Annotated in this window: 1 protein-coding gene; it reads right to left on the reverse strand. The window is 51.1% G+C overall.

The window, feature by feature from the left end; all coding sequences use genetic code 11:
* Nucleotides 1-2,374: FG-GAP repeat domain-containing protein (locus ACYPWY_RS16000; protein ID WP_459686543.1), on the reverse strand; the 2,374-nt coding region annotated here is incomplete at both ends.

The following is a 2,374-nucleotide window of genomic DNA, read 5'->3' on the forward strand; positions in this document are numbered from 1 at the left end:
GAACTGCTCGAAGCTGGTCGGCAGCAAAGCCATAAAGCCAGCTATGTCGAAGCTGACAGCCACTGAGCTGTTGACTGCCAGCGACGATGCCGTATTACCGTAAACCGTTGAACCCAGCAGGGTGTAGGCGCCCGCCGTGTAGTAATACAGGTCGAGCTTGACGGGGCCTGTGAAAGCGACATCGCCATTATTGAGGATACGGGCCTCAACAGTCATGACGCCGGCGCCCGGGCTGTAATTCATTTTGGGTTTCGATACCGGGTCGAAGAGCAGGTTGGGTCCCGGATTCAGGGTTTTGCCAAAAGCATCGGAGATGGCTGTTTGCTGCAGGAAGTTATTGTAGGGCTGCGTGGCAGCGCCGTTTTCCTGTATAAATTTGGTGGCCGGATTCATGGCATGAACGGGTACCGTCAGGTCTTCGTTTACAAAGGTGGGGTTGTAGGCGTACTGGTGCCAGACACTGCGCGAGGGCGCCCAGGGGGAGGTGGAACCGGAACCGTAAACATACATCCTACCGTTTGATTGATTATAAGTATCTCCCCCGGCACAGATAATTTCGGCTGCACCGTCTCCGTCAATATCGGCTACTACCGGCAATTCGTTGGTTGTTCCCGAACCGGAAGGAGTGATTATCAAGTTGGTAATACTACCGTCGTCGTTGGCATTCATAACGCGCAGGTTCTCCATATCGCGATACACAATTTCCATTTTGCCATCGTTGTTAAAATCGAATACCGTCATTCCCGTACGGGTAGTATTTTCATTGACATCCTCCCGCCATTTCCTTGTCAGGCGTGAGGTAATGCCAAAGACCGCTGGAAGTTTAAAGGCTTGAACATACGAATTTTGTCCAACAACATTGTATGGAGCGGGATGCGGTGGAATAACCAAACCTGAGAATTTTGTCAGACCAATTTCCACCTCACCGTCTCTGTCAATATCGCCAATAAAGGGATAAGATGCTACCTGAGCTTGTACCGTGTCGGCAAACAGGATGGCATCGTTATGCACATCCCAGCCGTAGCAAGCCCAATAATAATTGGCAGCACCTGAAGCATGATAAGACCCATACGACACCAGCACGTCAGGGTAGCCGTCTTTGTTGAAGTCGGCGATACCTACGCGCCCGTCATTGCGGATAGGGATAGCTCCAATGTCGGTAATTTTTCCGAGACTCACTTCCGGCGCCGACTTATAAAGCGTCATGCTCCAAACGCCGACAGTATTGGTTACTTTGTAAGCTTTACCTCCACATATAAGTTCGGGCAAGCCGTCGTTGTCCAAATCCAGCGCTACTGTCATGGTGATAAGCCCATCATCGGTATTGTTCAAAGTCGTTGACACGCCGCTAAGCCTATCTGCACCAAAATTTTGAATGCTCCAACCGCAGTTTTGGTAATTGGAACTGTTGTAGCGCCAATTGAGACCTGAAGAGAGATCTACATCGGGTAAACCGGTAAGGTAATTCAAGCCATCGAGCGAAAAAACTTTATTGCCGTTATAGATTTCGTATTGGCCATCGCCGTCGAAATCGGCTACGCCAAGGTTGTTTGCTGTATAAACGTATGGTGTATGCTGGTTGGCTGAGGTAGAGTTTTTCCAGGGCTGGTCGCTTTTGTATCTCCATGTCAGGGTGGGCACATTGCCGGGCGTATCGTACTCGTAAGCATAAATATAGCCGTCGCTATTGAGCGCTACATAGGCGCCTTTTCCATTGGAATAGCGCGAAATAAGATGGCGCGCCGAATACAAACTGTATCTATAAAAGCCTGTCGAAATACCGGCCAAGCCTTTCAGGTTAAAAACAGTAGCGTCAGATACATCGCCATCACGGAAAACGACAAGACTATCAAACTGGGTACCTAAAGCGCCTCTACCGCCTGTAACAACAATCTCGGGCAGTTTGCGGGCATCCAGATCCAAATCACCCACCAACCAAGTATCTACAGTATTTGCTCTTACCGTACTTACAGCCTTGGTTCCAAACACCCAGTTAAACGGCACCGCCGGGATGGCGCATATCTCGTTCTTAATATCGTCGCCCTTGTTTCCCGGCAGCAGGAAAGCCGTTGCGGGGGCGCTGGTTTCGCCGTTGCAGGTAACGGTGTAAGTAAACTGGTCGGGCACATACAGGGGCGCGGTACCATTGGCGCGGTAGCGCACCACCACGCTCCCCCCCGAAGCAAAGTTGGCGCTTAGGATTGTTCCGTATGTGGGCGCCACGGTAATATTGATGGTTACAAGGCTTGCCAGGCAGTCGAAAGAGGCATTGTTCAGCACGGGCACATCGTAAGTCCGCGCCGCATTGGTTCCCTCGCGGGGCACATTAAAGTAGTTGGCATTGTTGGCCACGGGCGGCAGCGCCTGCATTTGG

Source organism: Viscerimonas tarda, assembly GCF_054601255.1.